Raw genomic sequence first — 22,132 nt, forward strand, 5'->3', positions numbered from 1 at the left:
GAATTTTGACGCGAAAATTTTATTTGGTAGGGAGGGGCCCCTCCCTACCAAATAAAATTCAATATAAAAGCCAAATAAATAGTTGAAAACTTGTATTAGGAAATTACACAGAATTAAGGACTTGACTTGAACGATGGTGAAAAGGCTTCAGGTGTCGTTTATGTGGACACTTTTACAGGTGAAGAGTTTGAACAGCCTGCGGAAGTAGTCGTTGTCACAAGCTATGTCTTTAATAATGCAAGGCTACTGCTTAACTCTAATCTTGGAACACCATATAACCCGGACACTGGAGAAGGGGTTATCGGTAAAAATTATTGTTACCAGGTAAGCTCCGGGTATTCCACGCTTTTCTATGAAGATCGCTTATGGAATCTTTATGCTGGGGCCGGTGCTTTGGGAATTGAGATTCCAGAATATACCGGTGATAATTTTGATCACTCTGACTTAAACTTCCTGCATGGTGCAGGCATCCGTTCCACACAATATGGAAACAGGCCAATTGCCAATAATAATGCACCAATCGGAACACCTTCATGGGGGCCGGAATTTAAAAAACAATCCATTAAATATACCAACAGCATTCTGCAGGTCAAATCACAAGGGGCAAGTCTGCCACACCGTGAAAACTATATTGATATCGACCCTACTTATAAAGATGCTTACGGCATGCCTTTATTACGTTTGACGTATGATTATACCGAACAGGACAGAGAATTGGTAAAATACATATCCAAAGTCACACGTGCAATTGCCGAAGAAATGGGGCCGGATCATATTGATACTGTTGGGGAGCAAGCACCATTTAATGTCAATGTTGATACGAATACCCATAACACAGGCGGCGTGATTATGGGGGATGATCCGAAAACGTCAGCCGTTAACAATTACCTGCAAATGTGGGATGCTGATAACGTTTTTGTTATCGGTGCCAGTGCTTTCCCGCATAATAGCTGCTTCAATCCAACAGGTACGATTGGCGCCTTGTCCTACCGGGCATCTGAAGGGATTGAAAAATACCTTAAAGAGGGCGGTTTGCTCGCGTAATGTATTCTTTTCCGTATCCCAGGACGTTGTACAATACCTGCTTGCTATAGAAGCAGGTTTTTCTTTTATAAAGATCAATTGTAGTGATTCCTTACAGACTAAAGTTTTAATTCCAGTGCATATTAAGGTTAGCAGTAATTATTTTTTTAAAAAGGAGATGAAGACATGAAAAGTATATGGAAACCCCTTCTGATGACAACTGTTCTTTCTGCAGGCTTTCTGGCAGGCTGTAATATGAACGACGGGGAAAGTGATAACGACAATAATGATACGAATGAGAATGAGATGAATGCACCGGAAGATGTTAATGATCAACCCACAAAGAAATATGATGATGAGACCAACACCAAAGAAATTGATGAGGATAATATAAGGGATAAAAAAACAGGTAGACATGAAGAAGATCCACAAGAAACAGACATGGAGCTTCAAAAAGGCAGTGACCGGGAGTTTGATAAAGACCGAGGCGCTGAATAAGATCAGGTGAACGGTATATTCATAATTCTGGAATAATACTTCAAGCATAGAAAAACCCCGAATCAAAACATTCCGGGGTTTTTCCTCTTTATTATAAATTTTCACCATTTGTCGCAATGACATTTTTATACCAATCAAAGCTTTTCTTTTTCGTACGTTTTAGAGATCCGTTTCCTTCATTATCTCTATCAACATAAATATAACCATATCGTTTCTTCATTTCACCAGTGGACGCACTGACAATGTCAATCGGCCCCCCAGCTTGTATAACCAATGATGTCCACTCCATCCTCGATTTCTTCACCCATTTCGGCAATATGTTTTTTCAGATAATCGATTCGGTAATCATCGTAGATTGTACCGTCAGCACTAATTTCATCAATCGCACCTAGACCATTTTCCACAACAAATAATGGCTTTTGATAGCGGTCATAAAGCTGGTTTGCAGTAATGCGGAAGCCTTTCGGATCAATTGTCCAGCCCCACTCTGATGTTTCCAGGTATGGGTTTGTTACCGAACCAAATACGTTTCCACTTGTTTTATCCTTTAAAATTTCCGGATCCGTACTCGTTGTTCTGCTGGAATAATAGCTAAATCCGAGATAGTCAACCGTGTGATTTTTCAATAATGCTGCGTCTTCTTCTTCCATCTCTATTGTCAGATTATTATCTTTGAAGAAACGTTTCGCATAGCCTGGATATTCGCCTCTGGACTGTACATCAATGAAGAAGAATGATTCACGGTCCTTTTCCATTGCTTTGAAAATATCATCCGGATTACTTGTATACGGATAAGTTTCTCCTGCTGCAAGCATACAGCCAATTTTTGCATCTGGAATAATTTCATGACATGCTTTCACAGCAAGAGCACTAGCAACTAGCTGATGATGTGCTGCCTGATATTTAATTTGCGTTTCATTTTCCCCTTCTTTAAAGACAAGCCCTGCACCGACAAACGGCAAATGAAGCAGCATATTGATTTCATTAAATGTCATCCAATATTTCACTTTGTCCTTATACCTTGTGAAAATCGTTTTTGCATAGGTTTCAAAAAAGCCAACAAGCTCTCGATTTCTCCAACTACCATATTCTTCAACTAAGTGAACTGGTACATCAAAGTATGCCATTGTAACCACAGGCTCAATATTATTTTTTATTAATTCATCAAACAAATCATCATAAAACTGTAGTCCCGCAACAAGGAAAATTTGTCCCCCAGCATGAGGATGCAATTATTACGACAACCAGGTTCAAAAGAGATATGGAATTAATAATTAAAATATTTGAAGTAATTTGATCCGAGTTATAAAATAAGCATTAAATCAATAATATAATGAACTCAGGAATTTAAAATATAAAACATTTAAAAGCGAGGTTCTCTAATATGGAATATATAAAACTTGGTAATACGGGATTAGATGTTTCAAGACTTTGCTTAGGTGGTATGAGCTTTGGCGATGCGGAAAAGTGGATTCATCCATGGCTATTGAATGAAGAAGAAAGTCGTCCTATTATTAAAAAGGCACTTGACTTGGGAATTAACTTTTTCGACACTGCGAATTCCTATTCTGGAGGAAAAAGCGAGGAAATAATTGGACGCGCTTTAAAAGATTATGCAAATCGTGATGAAGTTGTCATTTCTACTAAAGTATTTTTTCCAACACATGAAGGCCCAAACATCGGGGGTCTTTCCAGAAAGGCAATCATGAGTGAAGTCGATCACAGCCTTAGAAGACTAGGCACCGATTATATAGACCTTTATGTTATTCATCGTTGGGATTATAACACACCAATCGAAGAAACGATGGAAGCACTACATGATATTATAAAAGCAGGGAAGGTAAGATATATTGGCGCTTCTTCCATGATGGCTTGGCAGTTTCAAAAAGCGAATCATGTAGCAGAAAAAAATGGTTGGACCAAATTTGCTTCCATGCAAAATCATTACAACCTCTTATACAGAGAAGAAGAGAGGGAAATGATGGAATTATGCAAGGAAGATAATATTGGTGTAACTCCATATAGCCCGTTAGCATCCGGAAGACTTACCCGCGATTGGTCAGAAACAACACATCGTTCTGAGACTGATAAAGTTGCAAAGTCAAAATACGATGGTACTTCAGATGCAGACCGATTGGTTGTTGAACAGGTTGCAAAGATTGCAGAAGAACGCGGTATTCCGCGCGTACAAGTCGCACTTACATGGTTATTGCAGAAAAAACCAGTAACAGCTCCAATTATTGGTGCTACGAAGACGTCCCATCTCGATTCTTCTGTGGAATCTCTTTCAATTAAATTGACGGCCGAAGAAATTCATTCATTGGAAGAGCCATATGTACCGCACCCAATTAGTGGTTTTGGTTTGAAATAATATTGATTACTTATACGAAGAAGAGATGGAATCGGTTAGAGATATAAGAAAAAGTCAGAGATAAATTAAATACCGTTAGCCTTTTTTGTTTTAAGCTTTTGCGTTAGTCCTTCACCTCTTCATCAAGTCGCGAGGACTGACCCTTGAGCATCTCATCAAACTGATGATTACATTACTGACGAACTTGTATCTCGACTCTTTAGTAAATCCTTCTTTTTCATTAAGCTATTTAACTTCTCAGAACTTATAAGCATTATTGCAACAAAAATAACAATACAAATTGGAAGGATCCCTATTGTTGAAAAAGACGCAATGAAACCAAGAAGAGGTGGCATGAATGTAGTGCCGGAATAAGCAATAGCCATTTGATACCCCATAATTGTCTGAGAATGTTTTTTCCCAAAACGTGTTGGCGTTTCATGCAACATACACGGAAATATCGGTGCTAACCCCAGTCCAACAATAATAAAACCTGCAAGTGAGAAAATGGATGGCAATGGTAAAATCAAAATAACGGCACCAGTTAATGCTATTATTTGTCCAACCCTAATAAGCGTACGATTAGTAGTTTTAAAGGTTATAAAGCCTGTTATAAATCTACCAATTGTTATTCCCGCATAATAAAAGGAAACACACCCGGCAGCAGTTGCCGCACTTAACCCTTTGACATTTACCAGGAAACTGCTTCCCCAAAGAACTATTATTGCTTCGACTCCACAATAAAACAAGAAAGATACCAGAGCCAGATTAACTCCTTTAATTTGTAAAGGTTTAACATCTTTGGCTTCTTCATCATTAATTACATCTTTTGAATACCCGGTCTCTTCATTTAAAGCTGGTTTTTTTACCTTGCTCCATAAAGGTAAAGTGAAGAGAAGGATTATAACTAACGCAAACTGAAGACATGAAATAACAAAATATCCATTTCTCCAGGAATTGTCCTCCAAAATAAACTGAGCCATAATGATAGGGCCAAGAGTAGCTCCGACTCCCCAAAAACTATGTAACCAACTCATATGATGTGCCTTATAATTTGTAGCAACATAATCATTTAATCCTGCATCAACAGCTCCTGCTCCTAATCCAAGTGGGATGGCACATACAATTAACCAAACAACCGATGGAGCAAAATTAAATCCCAGCAAAGCACCAGCAGTCATTAAAACGCTGACAAATGCGACCTTGCCAGTCCCGAACCGTTTAAGTAGCTTTCCGCTAAGCAAACTGGAGATAATTGTTCCACCTGAAATCGTCATAAACAGGATTCCAGCAGTCTCAAGTGGAGCCTCTAAGTCCAATTGCATCACTGGCCACGCTGCTCCCAACAATGAATCAGGTAAACCTAAGCTAATAAAAGCCAAATAAATAATGACTAAAAGAAATGTTGTCATTTTTAAACCTCGCCTATAATTATTTATAATTGCTCTTTCGTTTGTTTAACTTACTTGAAACATTCATATGAAATCTAGTCTAAGACTTCATTATCCATCTTGACCCACGTTTATCAAACATATTTAAAAGGGAGGGAAAACTTATTAAATTAATTTAATAAGTATCCATATAAAATGATGTACTGACAAGATTCATCATATTACCAACCTCATTATTCAGTCAATTCTATCAGATTTCCTTCAGGGTCTTCTATAACACTTTCATAATACCCATCTCCAGTCACACGGGGACCGCTGATAGCAGGGTAACCATCATTTTTAAATCTGGCTGTCATTTGATTAACAGATTGTTTGCTTCCTAAGGAGATCGCAATATGAGCCCACCCCATTTGAGCACCCCGATTTTGCTGGTTCATATCTTCCTTACGCATAATCTCCAATCTTGCACCTGAATCAAAAGTTAGAAAATAAGATTCAAACTTCTTTTCACTATTGTAATATTTAATGTTTGATTTACAATTAAAATAAGTTTCATAAAACTCCTTCATACCTTCCAAATCATTGACCCAGATAGCCACATGTTCAATTTTCAATTCTTTTTCACTCCATTCAAATTTTAAAGATTACTTCTAAGCTTTGATATTGTTGGATAAACACCCAACTTATATGACATTATTCCTATTTATTCATTAATCATGAGATCAAGGCACAGCCTTTGTAATCCGTATAAATAATCTTGTTTCCAATCACTCATAGTAAGTTCTGGAAGATGTTCCGACGGGATATATTTTAAGCTGGCTATTGCAAATTTATTTAATATCTCTTTTTCGATTTCATCACTACAAAAAATGATGGTATGAGGGTTAATGATAGCTACAAAAGATGTCACTAACCTACTGATTGCATCAATCTGATAATCCTCGGAAATAACTTCCTTATCGCCCGTTAGACAATCATCTTTATTCACTTTTAAATCTCCTTGTAAAGTGAATTAAGGTCTAATGGATGTTGTTCCATTAGACCCATAAACATACTTTTTCTAATCTTATAACGGACCATGGTTTACAAAATATTGATCAATTATTTCTAATACACCACTGTCATTATTAGTTGGTGCAATATAGTTTTTATTTCATCATCTTTTTTGTATCCTTGTACAGTTCTCTGTTAAAATCGCCGCTGTTATTCAAGAATATTCCATCCATATCCGTTAAAACTAATTTGATCATATAATTACTTCTTTTTCAAAAAATTGAGGAAGGTAGTCTTTATGTGCCTCCATCATTTCATCGACAATTTGTTTAGCAATCGCGTCACTTGGTGTCAATGGATTAATCGTTAAAGCAAGTACTGCTTTATTATAATCACCGGTTACAGCTGCTTCTGCCGCAATGCGTTCAAATGACTTAATTTGCTGGACAAGTCCACGGGCAGCAACTGGTAGATCTCCCATCACCAATGGGATAGGACCATCTTTTGTAATAACACAACTGATTTCAACTGCTGATTCGTCCGGAATACTGGCAATTGCTCCACGATTCATTGTGTTTACTGGCTGAATGTCACGTTTGTCATTGTAGATAGACGTAATCAAACGAACCGCTGCATCAGAATAATATGCTCCGCCTCGTTCTTCTAATTGAGGTGGTTTGATATTAAGGTTTTCATCTTTATAAAGTTCGAATAGGTCATTTTCCAATTGTTGAACAACCTCGGCACGAGTACCCTCTGTCTTAGAGCTTTCAATAGCCTTATCCAACATTTCCTTCGATTTATAGTAATACATATGGTACGGGCACGTTATAGCATACAATGATTGGATAAACTCAGGTTCCCAACCCATTCCATCTATATTTTTAACGAAACTACTATTTTCCGGATCAGATAATTTTTCTATCACTTCTTCTTTTACACTTTCGCCATCCACATATACATCCAGCCCATAAACCATATGATTTAGTCCTGCAAAATCAATGCGGATTCGAGAATGGTCTACATCTAATAATTTGGCAATACCCATTTCCATTCCGATCGGTACATTACACAATCCGACAACTTTTTTAATGTTAGAGTAGCGTAACACGGCTTCTGTTACCATACCAGCAGGATTCGTAAAGTTGATTAACCACGCATTTGGACATAGCTCTTCCATATCCTTACAGATATCTAAAATAACAGGGATTGTACGTAAGCCTTTAAATAAACCGCCTGGTCCATTTGTCTCCTGACCAAGAACACCATATTTTAATGGAATACTTTCATCCGTTGCACGAGCATCCAGTAATCCTACACGAAATTGAGTCGTAACAAAATCAGCATCTTTTAAAGCTGCTCTTCTATCAAGTGTTAAATGAACCTCGATTGGAAGACCCGCTTTTTCAATCATTCTTTTCGCGAAGTTCCCAACGATCTCCAGCTTTTCTTTTCCTGCTTCAATATCTACTAACCATAACTCACTAACCGGAAATTCATCATATCGTTTTATGAATCCTTCTACTAATTCAGGGGTATAACTAGATCCCCCACCAATTGTTGCAATTTTAATACCTTTTGTCATAAACTATACACCTCCAGATAATTTAGCAACCAAATCGTTGATTGCGATATAAAGAAACTATCAAAAAGAACTTATGAATCAATTGTATCAGTATTTTGTAAGGGATTAATAAATGAAGCGCATTTAGTTTTTAATAACAAGGAAAGTCATTTCTTACTTAAATGTTACAACATGTATCTTAGTAAGAAACTGTGTTAAAATTAAGCTATATGATTTCTTATAAAAGGGGAATGCTGCATAAATGTTTACACACGACATGATCGCTTCATTCAATGAGTTAGAAACTTCTTTATACAACTATATTAGTCAAAATAGTGAAAAGGTCGCTTATATGCGAATCCGCGAACTGGCAGATGAAACCCATGTATCAACAGCTACGATTTTACGTTTTTGCAGAAAAATAAATTGTGAGGGTTTTTCAGAATTTAAGGTAAAGCTTAAAATGCATTTAGCAGAAAACAAAAAGACTATTTTAAAAGGCTCTCAACATTCAGTAATGGAATTTTTTGAGCGGACGTTAACAGGGGATATCGAAGAAAATATTAAGAAGGCTGCAAGTCTGGTTAACAAAGCAGATAGTGTCATTTTTATTGGAATAGGAAGCTCAGGTATTCTCGCTGAATATGGAGCAAGATATTTCTCAAGCTTAGGTAAATTTTCGATGTATATTAAAGACCCTTACTTTCCAATTCACTCCAACTTACGTCATAATAGCGTAACAATAGCTTTATCTGTCTCGGGAGAAAATAATTTTACAGTCACCCATCTTAATCAACTTAAACAAGAAGGAAGCAAAATTATTAGTATTACAAACAATAAACACTCAACTATTGCAAAAATTTCTGATATAAACATCCCGTATTATGTAACGGAGGAGTGGTTTGAAAACGCTAATATTACGACACAAGTACCCGCCCTTTATATACTGGAATCATTGGCACAAGAAATATATAAACTTAGGTAATAAGAAATTAACAAAGTGTTATAAACTTTAAGGTCAGTCCCTCCTTTATCACTTTAAAGTTGTGGGGGTGTACACTTGAGCAAGACACAGTGAAAATAGCAGTAACGATATCACCCAGTAAACTAGTGACTAATAATAGCGATCCACCATCAGTAAGAGCCATCAATCCACGAATAATCTTACCGAAATGAACGGAGGTTTGTTGTCCCTGAAAGTAGAATTGGGGCAGTTTACCTGTGTCCTTATCCCATTCTGATTCGAGTCCTGTTTACACACTTAATACCATTTTAATTTTCTAAAATAATTAGGAGGGGTTTTTTAGTCCTCGTCCCGGAAGATCAGATATCTTTCTTTATATAGACACTTAATTATCATAGGCTTTATACCAATGATATGGTTGAATTTCCTTTAATGTTTTATATTCAATTCTACCATGTGGATTAGTTACAGCCGCCTTTACATCTTCTCCCCAGTAGAAAAGTCGTTCTTGACATACGCCACAAGGAGTTAAAATTGTAAATTCGGCATTTTCATCTTCTCTTACAACACAAATTGTATGTGTAATCTTAGTATTAAGTTTATGTGCTTCAAGGATACCACCGGTTTCTATACATAATTCTGTTGAGGCATTAATAATATCTGGTGAAACACTGGTTAGAATTTGCCCGTTTTCAGTAACCATCGCAGCAGCACCTCCCCATCCAGAAGGGTACCTTTTTTCTATCAATTCAATTGCTGATTGGTAAAGTTTTTGTTCTATGTTCATATTTACCTCCTTTTTTCCATTGAAAATACACTTAAATGCGTATTAATTTTCTTAATTTACCAATACTCTAGGTACGTTCTTTGGATACATATGTATATTTATTTCTTCAGGTTGAAGCTCGAGGACAGTTCATCCGCTTTCTTTAAAAAGAATGAATCAACCGTCCCTATGCTTCTACAATACTTTTGATAAAAAGCTTTTAGTTCTTTCGTTTTGTGGATTGTCAAACAGTTCATCTGGTGTACCTTGTTCTACTATAAAGCCTTCATCCATAAAGATAACTCGATCAGCGACTTCTTTGGCGAAGCCCATTTCATGTGTCACGATTGTCATTGTCATTCCTTCTTCAGCCAAATTTTTCATGACCTGTAGTACTTCGCCGACCATTTCTGGATCCAGGGCAGAGGTAGGCTCGTCAAACAACATAATGTGTGGTTCCATGGCTAAAGCACGAGCCATGGCTACCCGTTGTTTTTGTCCGCCAGATAATTTGTCCGGATATACATCTGCCTTGTCTACTAATCCAACTTTCTCAAGCAGCTGTGTTCCTAATTCTTTTGCTTCTGATTGTGATTTGCCTTTTAATCGTTTAGGTCCCATTGTAACGTTTTCCATTACTGTCTTGTGAGGAAACAGATTAAATTGTTGGAACACCATTCCCAGTCTTTGGCGCAATTCATTAATATTAGTTTTTGGAGCGGTGAGATTATCTCCTTCAATCAAAATTTCTCCACCAGTTGGTTCTTCTAATAGATTCATACAACGTAAAAGTGTACTTTTTCCCGAACCTGAGGGGCCAATGACACAGACCACTTCTTGTGTGTTAACATCCATATTTATATCTTTTAGTACTTCTAATTTACCAAATGATTTTTTAAGATTATTTACTTCGATCATCTTCATGCTACATCTAATCTCCTTTCAAGCCAACGTGAGAATAGGGTTAATGAATAAATAATAATAAAATAAAGAACACCAACAGCAAATAATATTTCAAAAGCACGGAAATTAGCTGCATAGATAGATTGGCCAGCTAATGTAAGCTCAGCTAATCCTATTGCGGAAAGAAGTGAGGTATCTTTAATGCTTACAATAAATTGGTTGACGAATGCGGGAATCATACGACGTATCGCTTGAGGTAATATAATTAAACGCATAGTTTGAGCATATGAAAAACCAATTGTTCTTCCGGCTTCCATTTGTCCTTTATCGATAGAGTTTATTCCAGCACGGAAAATTTCTACTAAATAGGCTGCAGCATTGACCGTAATCGCAATCACACCTGCAGAAAACGCTGTTAGGCTAATATCAATCACACTAGGTAAACCGAAATAAATAAATAATATTTGAACGAGCAACGGTGTTCCTCGAATGATATCAACAAAAGCAGTTGAAATCATCCGCAAGATTTTACTCTTTGTTATACTAAATACACCGAGTACCAGTCCGATAACCATTGCGAGTATAAGTGATATGACAGTTATTTCTATTGTCATTCCCATTCCTTTTAATAAGGTGGGTAATCCTTCAAGAATAATATTTATAGTCTCCATCATGCTTGTCATTCCTCTTTCCTTTAGAAAAGGTGTGACAAACTGCGTCACACCTTGTTAATTGATCAGATTTTAATACAGATTACTCCTCTGAAAAATATTTGTTATATATCTCGTCAAACTCACCGCTATCTTTTAGCTCCCCGAGTCCGGTATTAAGTTTTTCCACTAGTCCTTCACTGCCTTTAGAAATAGCAATTCCATAGTCTTCGCTTGGATACATATCACCAACAATTCGAAGTTGAGAATCTTCGCCATCCTGGTTAATCTTATAGGCAACACTAGGATAATCATTGATGACAACATCTGCATTACCATTTTCTAACTCCATATACATGGTAGCATCATCCTGTAGTTTGGTGACCTCGCCATTGTATTTTTCAGCAAGTTCATTGGCTAGTTTCAAACTGGATGTTCCTTGTTTGGCAACAATTGTTTTTCCTTCCAGGTCTGCTTCTCCTTCAATAGCACTATCTTTTAATGCGATTAAGGATAGACCAGATTCGAAATATGGATCTGAGAAGTTGACTACTTCTAAACGATCCTCTCTTATTCCAATTGCTGATACAGCTGCATCCACTTGATTAGCTTGAAGTGCTGGGATAATACCATCAAATTTCATGATTTTCCAATTCACGGTTAAGTCTGCTTTCTCAGCAACTGCTTCCACCAATTCCACATCGAAACCAGTTAGTTCTTCATCTACTTTATATTCAAATGGTGGATAGTCCTGCACTGCTGCAACTGTGATTTCTTCTTTTGTTTCACCCGAAGTTTCATCTGTTCCACATCCTGCTAATGCAAATGCAATGATACCAACCAAAGCAAACATTACAAACCTATTAAAAAATGTGTCTTTCTTTTGTTGTTTATTCATTAAGAATAAGCCCCCTGCAAAATTTTATTTATTTTAAAAACGACAATTTCTATTATATCGATATCCTTAATCATACCCAAATTAGATTAATGCTGGTTTATGATGATATATCGATATATTTTCAGTTTATTCCCATTAATGTAGTGGATTTTGTAGAAATGCTTTTAAAGAGTTAGATATACTATCATATCCTCTAAGATTGGTATTTGTAGAGTTTAAGAGAAAGTAGTAGAAGCAGGTCTCCATGTTCGGTTTATTCCCTCCCAGCTTATAGCATCATCTAGCAAAACCTGTTCCCTAGATGTTATAGAATTACTAATAAATTCTGAGGCAAATATTAATGCAAAAGATGAAGAGGGGAAAGCAGCTCTATTTCATGCAGTAGATAGCGCCTGAAAAGATATCCTTTCAGCACCTGCACTTGGTAACTCACATTATTTTTCTGAAAGCAATCTTATAATTTAATATTTTCGAACACATCATACTTGTATTTTTTACCAAAACGTATTATAATATATTTGTGAAGTGTTTCACAATCTTTTTTTCTATAAGAAAGGAGCAATAAAATGAAGAATTTTATAGGTATAATAGGAACAAACTCAGATAATTCCACTAATCGTCTTTTGCTACAATTTATTCAAAAACATTTTGCAGATAAAGCTAACATTGAAATTTGCGAAATAAAAAACTTACCTGCTTTTAATAAACCGGAAGACAAGAAAGCACCTTATGAAGTACAAAAACTTGCGGATAAAATTAGGAAAGCAGATGGAGTGATCATCAGTTCTCCGGAATATAACCATTCCGTACCAGCGATATTAAAAAGTACGTTAGAATGGTTGTCCTATACAAATCAGGCATTAATTGATAAACCGGTAATGCTCACCGGGGCTTCATATGGAAGATTAGGTTCTTCCCGTGCACAAACACATTTGCGTCAAATACTTGATGCACCTGAATTGAAAGCACGCATTATGCCCAGTTCAGAATTTTTAATAGGTTATTCTTTACAAGCCTTTGATGATAATGGTAATTTAACGGATCAATATAAAATAGAAGAACTCGAGCAAATTTTTAATGACTTTATAAAATTTGTAGATATCACAAATCAATTAGTCAACACGAATGATTCTCATAAGAAAAAAGCAACAAACTTCTCATGGGAGGAAAATTAAATAACATAACCAGGAGGTATATAGATGAAAATCGTTGGAATAGTTGGATCAAATGCTGATTTTTCATATAATCGTATATTGTTAAATTTTATCGCAAAAAATTTCAAGAAATTAATTGATGTTGAAGTTCTGGATATTAAAGATGTTCCAATGTTTAATCAATCTGATGATCAAACGAATAGTGAAGCGATTCAATATTTAAATAAAAAAATTGTTGAAGCAGATGGTGTCATTATTGCCACGCCGGAATATAACCATTCTATTCCCTCAGCATTACAAAGTGTCTTAGAATGGCTATCGTTTAAAATACATCCTCTCGATGGAAAACCGGTCATGATTGTGGGAGCTTCTTATGATGTCCAAGGATCTTCACGGTCCCAATTACATTTACGACAAATATTAGATGCACCTGGTGTGAATGCTGTTGTTATGCCGGGAAATGAGTTTCTATTAGGTGAAGTGCATAAAGCATTTGATGAAAATGAAAATCTAAAAGATACACAAACAACCCAATTTCTAGAAGGTTGTATTAAGAAATTTATTCGCTTTATAAATGTTGTAAATATCGTGGAATCACCTGAAGGTATGAAAGATGTATCAAGTACAGAGGATTTAAATGCTACTGGAACAATTGATACAACGATTGAAGGTATCGATATGAAAGCCGATGACTGGGTTGAACAAGCAGCTAAAGCAACTGGAGCTGTTGAAGGCGATGCTTACGTTAAATTAAATCGCGGTGTTCTAACCGTTAATCAAATAAATCATTTCTTAAATTCAATGCCTGCTGAATTGACTTATGCTGATAGCAATAATCAATTCTTGTACTATAACTATAAGCTTGAGGAAGATGAGATGTTAGCATCACGTAATCCGGCACAAGTAGGTAGTCCATTAGCAGATTGTCACCCGGAAAGGGCATTTAGTAGTGTTGCTTGGGTCATCCAACAATTACGTAATGGTAAAGAAGATGTCGTACGAACTAAGGTGCCTACACATGGACCAGATAAGTTTGTTGTTCATAACTATCAGGCAATACGCGACGCGGATGGTAATTATCTTGGAATCAATGAATATGTACAAGATATTCAACCAATTATCGATTGGTATTTAGAACAAACAGGACAACTGTTAACGGGTGGCGGCGTTGACGCAGCATCAGGAGCAACTACTAAAGTAGATACAGTATCTTCAGCGACTGTTAAAGGGTAATAGTTAAAAAAGAGGTCACTATGGCCTCTTTTTTCGAATTTAGTTCAAACCGTTTATTTCTATTTGTTTTGTAAGAAATAATACATTATTAAGCAGCAGAAAGATTCTTCTTTAAAATCGGAGATGTTTTCTAACAGTTATCAGTTCGTTTATTCAAAGTATCATAATACAAAAGGGTGAAAATATGGCAATGCAAACTCGTGAAATACATATGATGGGAACGATTATCCAATTATCGGTTCAACAAACTCACGCAAATTTTGTTTTGGATGAAGTTATTATTCGATTGAAAGAATATGAGAAACGTTTTAGTGCTAATGATTCTAATTCAGAATTAATGGAAGTTAACAAAAATGCAGGGATTATGCCGGTAAAAGTAAATCCAGGTTTGTACAAATTAATCAAAATCGGAAAGAAACATAGCACTCAGGCGGGTAGTTCTTTAAACATTGCAATTGGTCCCCTTGTTCAAGCTTGGCGTATCGGATTTCAAGATGCTAATGTTCCCTCACAAAAGGCCATTCAATCTTTGCTTAGCAGAACAAATGCCAGTGACATCATTCTTGATGACCAGGATCAAACAGTTTTTTTGAAACACACCGCTATGTTTATTGATTTAGGCGCGTTAGCAAAAGGATTTATTGCTGATCTTATTATTCATGATTTGCAATCTATGAATGTCCCGGCAGCTTTAATTAATTTAGGTGGAAATGTAATGACATATGGAATTTCTCCAAAACACGAGGATGGTTATTGGCGAATAGGAATTCAACACCCTTTCCTTCAACAAGGAAATTATATCGCAGTTTTAAGAGCATTAAATCAATCCGTTGTTACCTCTGGAATTTATGAAAGAAGTTTTACTATGAATAACCAAACATACCATCATATTTTGGACCCCAATACTGGATATCCGGTTAAAACAGAAATTGCTGGCTTAACCGTTGTATCAAAAGAATCAGTCGATGGAGAAATATGGACAGGTCGTTTATTCGGAAAGTCACCTCGCCAAATCATTAACACTTTAGATCAATTAAAAGATGTAGCAGGAATTGTAGTTACGAAGGATGGTGAGCTTTGTTATTCAGAATCTCTTAATCCATATATAAGTGAAGCAATTTCTTAATTCTTAGTCTTTGTGGAAAAAGGCGCAAAGTACGAAAATTGTCTCTTTTGTCCAAACCAAAAGTTAATTCATTAATTATTTTGTTTAACCATATTGTCCATATTACTGACCATTATCAGATTTTGGTTTGGCTTGAGAGAAAATTAGTTTACTTTATTTCAAAGCCACATAAATGGTAGTTTAATTGTATTTGTCAAAGCAGACTTTTCGGATGATAAAAATAAACGGCATTTGCAATATCTTTTGGTTTGCCAATGCGACCAAGAGGATACATATTTTTATCAAGGTCCTCTGCTGTAATAGTAGCAACTTCTGCGGTTGTTTACTCATAAGGAATTTTTCAAAAAACTGTTTCTACTTATGATACGGTTCCCCCCGATTAATCCGAAACCCCCGATAAACCTGTTCCAACAATATCAATCGCATAACCTGGTGCGGAAAAGTCATCTTCGAAAAGGACAATGCCAAATCACTGCGCCTCTCTACTTCTTCACTAATCCCAAGTGATCCGCCAATAACAAATGTAACCTTGCCTTTGCCATAGGTTGCGAGCTCGTCCAGCTTTGCAGCCAGCTGTTCGGAGCTGAGCATCTTACCATTGATTTCTAGTGTGATGACATATGTATCCTGATTAATATGGGAAAGGATCCGCTCGCCTTCTTTTTGTTTAACCTGCTGCATTTGTGCATCGCTCAGATTTTCTGGAGCCTTTTCATCTGCTACTTCGATCACTTCAACCTTTGCATAGGCACTCAGGCGTTTTAAATATTCCTGAATGCCCTGCTTTAGATATTTTTCTTTTAGTTTTCCTACTGTTATCAGACTAATCTTCATTGTATTCATCCTTTTCTATTGCTCTTTTGCTTTGCCTGCTAATTGTCTGGTCAGAAAACTAACAAGGTATAATGCGCTGGTTAGCCCGAAGAACTTAAAAATACCTGGCGTAAGTGCCATATATGCGCTTATCGGAGCTGACCAGAGAAAAGCGATTAACAGGAAATATTTCCTGTTCGTAATTGCTGCCCCGATCGCTAGACAGGCGGGCAAGAAAAGTGTAATAAGTGTGTTCAGAAAAGGTTCCAACTCGAATGTCCCGTTATACGGATTGAAAAAAACGAGAATGAACCATAGAAAGATACTGGAGATACCAGCTACTATACCCAACCATCTGGAAATTCTCAGCATTTGATCATCTCCCTAGATTTTACAATATACAACTAGATCTATTATGTCTTCCATATAGAAAAGCTGCCTTTTCATCAAAATTTTATTATTATCAAAAACATGATATATGTCACGATATCAAAGTATGTGAGCGCAACCAAATACCCAAATATATTCAACTATATTAAGTCTTATGGTTTATATTGTTTAAAAAATGGTTATATATTATTAAAAGATATAGAATAGGGTGAATAGCTTACTTGACAACAGGAACTTCTTTAGAGATCCAGATTGAGCAGCTGAGAAAGAAAATGTATCATGCATACGAGAATAACGAAAGCTATGACCATATCATTAAGATTTCTCAGAAACTAGATGATTTACTTAACAAACTGGACAATCTCAAAAAAACACATAAACTTAACGAGAAATCAGGCGGCCGTCTTTATAGATAGCCTCCTATTTCTTTTTATTAAAATTCATGCTCAGCAAGTATTGTCACAAGCTTATCTTCAATTTTCCTTATTTCCTTCGTATCTCCTAGATAATTATTAATTAAAATTGAAAAGATCAATTCTTTCCCATCTATTGAAGTTACATAACCTGATAATCCTGAAACACCTGTAATAGAACCTGTTTTTGCGATAACATTCCCTTTTGTAGGCTCCTCCATCATCCGGTTGCGTAAGGTGCCACCAATAAGCCGCTCCTCTTCCCCTGCAACTGGCAGGGAATTTGTAAATACATTAAACCATTCAGCTTTTTTAATATCGTAAAGTAAATGGGTCCATTCATTTGCCGGTACCATATTTTTATGGGACATTCCGGAACCATCACGAATCATCATCGTGTCTGTATTCATACCTAAATCCGCCGCAATCTGTTCCATAACCTCAAGTCCCTTTTCCCAGCTGCCTTCTCCATTGAAAATTTTACCCATTTCCTTCACGAGTACTTCTGCATGTCCATTATTGCTTAGCTTCATAAATGGGATAAACAGCTCTTCCAGTGCGATGGATTTCCTGGAGGTTAACAGTGTTGAACTTTCTGGGGTTACTCCATTTGTTACTTCTGGAAGGCCGGCAAAGCTGATGCCTTTATCTTCCATTGATTTTTTAAATACATTGACAGCATATCCTGCCGGCTCCCATACAGCGACCCACGATTTGGATGAAGCAGCATTTACCGGTACTTTACCTTTGATGATGATATTATTTGTTCCATGCTCCCGTTCAATCGTTATGTCTTTATTTTCTTTTCCATTCACAATTTTTGTTTCGTTAATAATCGTCACATAATCCGTCTCAGGTGTCAGTGTTACCTCTGCCTGGCCGCCAATATCCTCTGTCGGATTTACCTCCACAATCACGGTTCCCGCATCATAATCTCCATTGGGGGATAAGGTTAATGCAGACACTTGAGCCCCCGTATAGTTCGATTCATCCGACCAATTTAAATCCTGGGACAAGCGTACATCATCATACCAGCTATCATCTGCTATAACGTTTCCCGTAATTCGTTGAATCCCTTTATTTTGCAAATCAACAGCAAATTGATCCAGGTTCTTTTTCATTAATGTCGGATCGCCTTTCCCTTTTAAGTACAAATTGCCGTGGAGCACATTTCCCCGTATCTCTCCGTCTGTCCATACCTCTGTGGCAAAACGGTATTCCGGCCCAAGCGTTGCCAGTGCAGAGACTGCTGTTAAAAGCTTCATATTGGAAGCAGGATGTAGGCGAATATCTCCGTTTTTAGAATAAAGCTCTTCTCCCGAATCAGCGCTTCGGATGCTGATACCTGTGACTGTTCCATCAAGCAGCTCTTTATCAAGAACGCGATCGAATTTATCATCTAACGAGACATACCCATCTTCCTTTTCGTCGGATGCAGTGATAAATAAAGGTTCCTCTTCTTCATCTGGAATAAACAAAAAGAATGCTGCCGCAAGCAACAAAAGGATAGCTGAAAGCTTGATATACCGTTTTGAACTCATTCAATCATCACATCCTTTGATTTTCCTGTGGTTCCTTTAATTATACATGATTATGGGTGCTGGGTAAGGCTTATGAACTTATTTTTAAAAAAAGGTTCGTGTTTTAGGCTTTTGACATGTGGGAACAGGAATTATGTAGACTTGAGGGTTAGGAAAATAGGACAAACCTTAATAAAGGAGTGTTTCTCAATGAACCAAGTATTATTCATACAGACAGGCATGGGCGTGGACGTACATGGCCAGGATGTCACAAAGGCAGCGATCCGCGCTGTAGAGAATGCCATCTGGTATAACTCGATGCCTGGCATTGAAAAAAGCCTTCCCGATCAACGCCTTGAAAATATGAAGGTAAATGTACGGGTTGCCGTACCACTTGATCGTGACAAGCTGGATACGGAAAAACTGAAGGAAGCCATTCCCTATGGTACTGTAACTGTTGAAGTGACGGATGGAGGAATGGCCACAAGCAGTGGGATTATTTTAAAGGATAAAGATGATGAGAATGATTTAATGTATATCGTCAATGCCGCGGTGGAAGTTGGGTATTGATAAGAGATGTTTTCTGTTAGGGTGATACAGCATCTGCTGTTTCATCCTTTTTTTGTGTAGATTTATACGGATGGGCGCAAAAATACTGTAGTGCACATTCGTTTGGCTGAAAGTTCACAAATAAAATTACAATGTTCATAATTCAATGTAAATTATATGATATGATTATTTTACTATCCGAATAAAAAAGGGGGCGGTATTATGTTTTCACGTGAAATAGATGAAGTGCTGGAATTACGGCAGCTGCATATATCAGATGCGGAAGAGTTGTTTCAAATAACAGATGGCTCCAGGGAATATTTGCGTGAGTGGCTCCCCTGGGTAGACACGACAACCACGGTTGAAGATTCCAGGGGATTTATCGAGCATTCACAACGTTCTTTTGAAGCAAAAAAGGGAATTACCTGTGGTGTATTTTATAAAAGGAAGCTTGTTGGTACAGCAGGCTTTAATAGCTTTGACTGGGCAAATAAAATAGGCTATATCGGCTATTGGCTTTCCGAGGATTATCAGGGTCTTGGTATTATGACAAAGGTATCAGCAGCACTAACAGATTATGCTTTTAGTGAGCTTAGCCTGAATAAAGTCGATATTCGGGCCGCTTATGAAAATAAGAAAAGCCGTGCGATCCCTGAAAGACTTGGCTTCACAGAAGAAGGCAAGATTCGTCAGGCAGAGTGGTTGTATGACCATTATGTTGATCATATCGTGTACGGGATGCTAGTGAGAGAATGGATTACCCATTAAGAAGGGTGTACATACATGAATTTGGTTCTAATTAATGATACAGACCAGGATTTGTCTGGCGGAAGGCCTGCGATGTTTGGGATTTGCGCAATACGCTGCTGAAACGGGAATTCAAGGAAGAGCTTGCTGTTGAAATTGATGCTGGCAGATTGCTCTGGAAAGTTGAAAACTTTTTCACGAAATCGGATTGAATTTTATCCGGAATTTTTGCAAGTTGGGTTGAAGTGTTTTCCTACATATATGGAGCATTTAATAACGAGGGATTAGATGTTATGAAATGCGGGTTGGCATGCATCTTCAAACGAGAGGAGGTGGTGCTCTTGACAGTATTCGAAGCATTGATGGTCGCTTTAACTTTCGGGTTATTAATTGTAGCCATGCTGTTATTTGATCAAAAAAATAAGCCCCTTTTGAGTTGGTAGCTCACGGGCTTATTTTTAACCTAACTGCCGATCCCTCTTGCAGGGAACCATGCTATTGTACTTAGATCGTCAGCGCTATAACGTTGGCGGTCTTTTTATTATTATATACTGTTAATCTTATTATACCATAGTTTTTAATAATTAAAACTTATTTCTCCTTCATACATCCACTCATAACTGTACTCAAAGCACAATAATATGTAAAATATTAGTTAACTTACAAAAAGAAATAGACTGTGAAGCTATTTTAACGGGAGGGGGATCATCATGACAACCATTTGTTTAATTCGGCATGGGGAAACAGACTGGAATGCTGCCGGCAGACTCCAGGGAAAGACAGATATTCCCCTAAACACTACAGGAATGAAGCAGGCTGAGGCATGCAGTACTTACCTGACATCTTCAAGCTATGATGTATTAATTACAAGTCCATTGAAACGGGCAAGGCAAACAGCGGAAATTATCAATAATCTGCTGCATCTTCCTTTTGTTGTAATGGAGGATTTTGCTGAAAGGTATTTTGGAGATGGGGAAGGAATGACATACGACGAAAGACGAATGGCATTTCCAGATAAAAACTATCCGAAACAGGAGGAGACGGAAGACTTTCTCAATCGAATTATGACAGGACTTAAGAAAATCAACCAATCCTATCCTGATCAAAAAGTATTGCTGGTCGCTCACGGTGCAGTCATCAAAGCAATTTTGGCAGCTTTTTCTGAAGATGATACGCTCATTCCACAAAACAGGCTGATGAATGGATGTATCAGTAATATTCATTTTGAAAATGAGAAATGGAACGTAAAAGATTTTAACAGGACAGAGCATTTGAATAAACTATTCTAAATGGACGTTAAATGGACCACACATTTGCTATATGTGTGGTCTGATTAGAAAGGAAACATTTTTATTTAAAACCCATCCACTTTCTTTCTTACCTTTTTCCTCAGTTTAAAACTAATTCGATTAGTATACTCCTCATTTTTAGCAAGAAGTTTCAACCCATCTATTGCGGTTGAAGTACGAACTAAAATGTATATACCAACTGCAATTAAAATCACAAAAATCGGATAATAAGGCACTAGAAACTCTGAAGAAGTAATGTACTTTCTATCTAATCCAAATCCCAGGAGACCTGCAACAAATAAACAAATTCCAATAATCAGTACAGCTCCATATCTTTTTTTCATAACTTCATATCTCACCGTCAACTCTTTAAGGTAATTTTCATCAAACAGCAAAGGTTCTTGTTTCAGTATTTTATATTGATCTTCTTCTAAAAATCCTGCTGAAACAGATACCCCAAATCCAATTGTAGCAATAATAATAGTTGGAAGTAGATACATTACTGGATCCTGTTTAAAAAAGAAATAAGGCACAATGGATAAAGCAATAAGGAAAAGTCCTAAAGCAACATATTTAGCAACTTTATGTTGATTCAGTAAATACCCATCTCCCATCTCTTTACTTACATAATACCCTTCTTCACTATCATTGCTCAGTCGAACGGTATCTTTTAGTAAATAATCCATTGATATCTCAAAAATGTTTCCAATCATTAATAATTTTTCCGTTTCAGGATACCCCTGGCCATTTTCCCATTTACTGATTGCCTGTCTTGTCGTATTTAACTTCTCAGCCAATGCCTCCTGGGAAAGTCCTTTTTCTTTTCTAATTTTAAAAAGTTTTTCTCCAAATGTCATATAAATGAACTCCTCTCTTTTGATACTTTAATTGTATTAAA

24 protein-coding genes and 1 pseudogene are annotated in these 22,132 nt (G+C 36.9%); 12 read left to right on the forward strand and 13 right to left on the reverse strand.

Annotated features, from left to right (window positions below; genetic code table 11):
- The first annotated feature begins 126 nt into the window (after nt 1-126).
- Nucleotides 127-1,044 carry a GMC oxidoreductase gene (locus CIL05_RS15950; protein WP_095656542.1) on the forward strand — a complete coding sequence of 306 codons (918 nt, stop codon included), beginning with the start codon at nt 127-129 and terminating at the stop codon, nt 1,042-1,044.
- Between the two features lie 165 nt (nt 1,045-1,209).
- Nucleotides 1,210-1,521, forward strand: coding sequence for a hypothetical protein (locus CIL05_RS15955; protein ID WP_095656543.1), 312 nt, complete (start codon nt 1,210-1,212; stop codon nt 1,519-1,521).
- 91 nt (nt 1,522-1,612) lie between these two features.
- Here the strand turns inward: CIL05_RS15955 and CIL05_RS15960 are convergent.
- A pseudogene (locus tag CIL05_RS15960) lies at nt 1,613-2,717 on the reverse strand (family 1 glycosylhydrolase); the annotation flags it as partial.
- A 188-nt stretch (nt 2,718-2,905) separates the two neighbouring features.
- On the opposite strand from CIL05_RS15960, the gene CIL05_RS15965 reads away from it, so the two are divergent.
- Nucleotides 2,906-3,892, forward strand: coding sequence for an aldo/keto reductase (locus CIL05_RS15965; RefSeq protein WP_095656544.1), 987 nt, complete (start codon nt 2,906-2,908; stop codon nt 3,890-3,892).
- 167 nt (nt 3,893-4,059) lie between these two features.
- On the opposite strand, the gene CIL05_RS15970 is transcribed toward CIL05_RS15965, so the two are convergent.
- From CIL05_RS15970 to CIL05_RS15990, 4 genes are all read right to left on the reverse strand, one after another.
- Nucleotides 4,060-5,283 (reverse strand): MFS transporter, encoded by a 1,224-nt coding sequence (locus CIL05_RS15970; protein WP_095656545.1) that lies wholly within the window; start codon nt 5,281-5,283, stop codon nt 4,060-4,062.
- A 212-nt stretch (nt 5,284-5,495) separates the two neighbouring features.
- Nucleotides 5,496-5,876: a VOC family protein gene (locus CIL05_RS15975; RefSeq protein ID WP_095656546.1), complete on the reverse strand. Its 381-nt coding sequence runs from the start codon at nt 5,874-5,876 to the stop codon at nt 5,496-5,498.
- Between the two features lie 89 nt (nt 5,877-5,965).
- A complete protein-coding gene (locus CIL05_RS15980) occupies nt 5,966-6,250 on the reverse strand; it encodes a hypothetical protein (RefSeq protein WP_095656547.1) in 285 nt (94 codons plus the stop codon).
- A 258-nt stretch (nt 6,251-6,508) separates the two neighbouring features.
- Entirely contained in the window at nt 6,509-7,840 is a 1,332-nt protein-coding gene (locus CIL05_RS15990) for a 6-phospho-beta-glucosidase (RefSeq protein ID WP_095656548.1), read from the reverse strand.
- 241 nt (nt 7,841-8,081) lie between these two features.
- Between CIL05_RS15990 and CIL05_RS15995 the strand changes: the two genes are divergently transcribed.
- On the forward strand, nt 8,082-8,804 hold the full coding sequence (locus CIL05_RS15995; protein ID WP_095656549.1) for a MurR/RpiR family transcriptional regulator: 723 nt from the start codon (nt 8,082-8,084) through the stop codon (nt 8,802-8,804).
- A gap of 364 nt (nt 8,805-9,168) precedes the next feature.
- Here CIL05_RS15995 and CIL05_RS16000 read toward each other — a convergent pair whose 3' ends face one another.
- The 4 genes from CIL05_RS16000 to CIL05_RS16015 all read right to left on the reverse strand — a co-directional run bounded on the left by CIL05_RS16000 (nt 9,169) and on the right by CIL05_RS16015 (nt 12,000).
- Nucleotides 9,169-9,570 (reverse strand): cytidine deaminase, encoded by a 402-nt coding sequence (locus CIL05_RS16000; protein WP_095656550.1) that lies wholly within the window; start codon nt 9,568-9,570, stop codon nt 9,169-9,171.
- 174 nt (nt 9,571-9,744) lie between these two features.
- Nucleotides 9,745-10,467, reverse strand: a complete 723-nt coding sequence (locus CIL05_RS16005; RefSeq protein WP_095656704.1) for an amino acid ABC transporter ATP-binding protein — start codon at nt 10,465-10,467, stop codon at nt 9,745-9,747.
- A 2-nt stretch (nt 10,468-10,469) separates the two neighbouring features.
- A complete protein-coding gene (locus tag CIL05_RS16010) occupies nt 10,470-11,126 on the reverse strand; it encodes an amino acid ABC transporter permease (protein WP_095656551.1) in 657 nt (218 codons plus the stop codon).
- A gap of 79 nt (nt 11,127-11,205) precedes the next feature.
- Nucleotides 11,206-12,000: a transporter substrate-binding domain-containing protein gene (locus CIL05_RS16015; protein WP_095656552.1), complete on the reverse strand. Its 795-nt coding sequence runs from the start codon at nt 11,998-12,000 to the stop codon at nt 11,206-11,208.
- Between the two features lie 566 nt (nt 12,001-12,566).
- Here CIL05_RS16015 and CIL05_RS16020 point away from each other — a divergent pair.
- The 3 genes from CIL05_RS16020 to CIL05_RS16030 all read left to right on the forward strand — a co-directional run bounded on the left by CIL05_RS16020 (nt 12,567) and on the right by CIL05_RS16030 (nt 15,513).
- The gene (locus tag CIL05_RS16020) at nt 12,567-13,175 is read left to right on the forward strand and encodes an NADPH-dependent FMN reductase (protein WP_095656553.1); all 609 of its coding nucleotides are present in this window, start codon (nt 12,567-12,569) and stop codon (nt 13,173-13,175) included.
- Between the two features lie 24 nt (nt 13,176-13,199).
- Nucleotides 13,200-14,387 carry an NAD(P)H-dependent oxidoreductase gene (locus tag CIL05_RS16025; RefSeq protein WP_095656554.1) on the forward strand — a complete coding sequence of 396 codons (1,188 nt, stop codon included), beginning with the start codon at nt 13,200-13,202 and terminating at the stop codon, nt 14,385-14,387.
- A gap of 184 nt (nt 14,388-14,571) precedes the next feature.
- Complete coding sequence (locus CIL05_RS16030) at nt 14,572-15,513, forward strand: FAD:protein FMN transferase (protein WP_095656555.1); 942 nt, start codon at nt 14,572-14,574, stop codon at nt 15,511-15,513.
- 354 nt (nt 15,514-15,867) lie between these two features.
- On the opposite strand, the gene rlmH is transcribed toward CIL05_RS16030, so the two are convergent.
- Together rlmH and CIL05_RS16040 are read right to left on the reverse strand one after the other, a co-directional pair.
- The gene (rlmH, locus tag CIL05_RS16035) at nt 15,868-16,347 is read right to left on the reverse strand and encodes a 23S rRNA (pseudouridine(1915)-N(3))-methyltransferase RlmH (RefSeq protein ID WP_095656556.1); all 480 of its coding nucleotides are present in this window, start codon (nt 16,345-16,347) and stop codon (nt 15,868-15,870) included.
- 15 nt (nt 16,348-16,362) lie between these two features.
- Nucleotides 16,363-16,698: a hypothetical protein gene (locus CIL05_RS16040; protein ID WP_095656557.1), complete on the reverse strand. Its 336-nt coding sequence runs from the start codon at nt 16,696-16,698 to the stop codon at nt 16,363-16,365.
- A 239-nt stretch (nt 16,699-16,937) separates the two neighbouring features.
- Here CIL05_RS16040 and CIL05_RS16045 point away from each other — a divergent pair, with 239 nt between their 5' ends.
- Complete coding sequence (locus CIL05_RS16045) at nt 16,938-17,132, forward strand: aspartyl-phosphate phosphatase Spo0E family protein (protein ID WP_095656558.1); 195 nt, start codon at nt 16,938-16,940, stop codon at nt 17,130-17,132.
- Between the two features lie 17 nt (nt 17,133-17,149).
- Here CIL05_RS16045 and dacB read toward each other — a convergent pair whose 3' ends face one another.
- Nucleotides 17,150-18,670 (reverse strand): D-alanyl-D-alanine carboxypeptidase/D-alanyl-D-alanine endopeptidase, encoded by a 1,521-nt coding sequence (dacB, locus tag CIL05_RS16050; RefSeq protein ID WP_095656559.1) that lies wholly within the window; start codon nt 18,668-18,670, stop codon nt 17,150-17,152.
- 189 nt (nt 18,671-18,859) lie between these two features.
- On the opposite strand from dacB, the gene CIL05_RS16055 reads away from it, so the two are divergent.
- The 4 genes from CIL05_RS16055 to CIL05_RS16065 all read left to right on the forward strand — a co-directional run bounded on the left by CIL05_RS16055 (nt 18,860) and on the right by CIL05_RS16065 (nt 21,234).
- A complete protein-coding gene (locus tag CIL05_RS16055) occupies nt 18,860-19,219 on the forward strand; it encodes a Lin0512 family protein (protein ID WP_095656560.1) in 360 nt (119 codons plus the stop codon).
- Between the two features lie 201 nt (nt 19,220-19,420).
- Nucleotides 19,421-19,966, forward strand: a complete 546-nt coding sequence (locus CIL05_RS16060; protein WP_095656561.1) for a GNAT family N-acetyltransferase — start codon at nt 19,421-19,423, stop codon at nt 19,964-19,966.
- A gap of 272 nt (nt 19,967-20,238) precedes the next feature.
- The gene (locus CIL05_RS22955) at nt 20,239-20,388 is read left to right on the forward strand and encodes a putative holin-like toxin (RefSeq protein WP_369126512.1); all 150 of its coding nucleotides are present in this window, start codon (nt 20,239-20,241) and stop codon (nt 20,386-20,388) included.
- Nucleotides 20,389-20,655: 267 nt separating this feature from the next.
- Entirely contained in the window at nt 20,656-21,234 is a 579-nt protein-coding gene (locus CIL05_RS16065; protein WP_095656562.1) for a histidine phosphatase family protein, read from the forward strand.
- Between the two features lie 65 nt (nt 21,235-21,299).
- On the opposite strand, the gene CIL05_RS16070 is transcribed toward CIL05_RS16065, so the two are convergent.
- The gene (locus CIL05_RS16070; RefSeq protein WP_095656563.1) at nt 21,300-22,091 is read right to left on the reverse strand and encodes a helix-turn-helix domain-containing protein; all 792 of its coding nucleotides are present in this window, start codon (nt 22,089-22,091) and stop codon (nt 21,300-21,302) included.
- Between the last annotated feature and the right edge of the window lie 41 nt (nt 22,092-22,132).

Source organism: Virgibacillus profundi (assembly GCF_002287375.1).
In the GTDB taxonomy this organism is placed as follows: Bacteria; Bacillota; Bacilli; order Bacillales; family Amphibacillaceae; genus Virgibacillus_K; species Virgibacillus_K profundi.